The organism is Dellaglioa sp. CoH-55-MRSF-8, assembly GCF_056782195.1.
This window is the reverse complement of record NZ_JBXAYH010000141.1, coordinates 1-326: the sequence shown is the minus strand read 5'-3', so window position 1 is coordinate 326 and position 326 is coordinate 1. Positions and strand designations below refer to the sequence as shown.

1 protein-coding gene is annotated in these 326 nt (G+C 52.1%); it reads right to left on the bottom strand.

Annotated elements, in window-relative coordinates; translation table 11 throughout:
* Nucleotides 1-239 (bottom strand): hypothetical protein (locus AC1RPW_RS08275; protein WP_481769486.1); only part of this gene is annotated, 239 nt, incomplete at its 3' end.
* Nucleotides 240-326 lie beyond the last annotated feature (87 nt).

Here is a 326-nt window from a genome sequence, read left to right as displayed (position 1 = left end):
AGATGGAGAAGCCTCCATGCCTGAGTTTCCGTGTTGTCCCGTGCCTCTTGAAACAGCACCTTCAATTTGTGGTTATAAGCGAAGACCACAAACAGAATCGTGAGCGTGGGCACCACAACCGATACCACGAACCATGCGCGCTCCGCGAACGCTGATGCGGGCGTCGCGAAACCCACCAGATAAGTGGTGAGGAATGAGAACGCAATGATTGCTGATTGGAACGAACGATTGTGGAACATGACTTCTCCTTATAGAAATAGGTTCACAGACCCAGCGCCTTCTTGACGATGGTGCTAGCGAGCTTCCCATCATACTGGCCAGCGTAC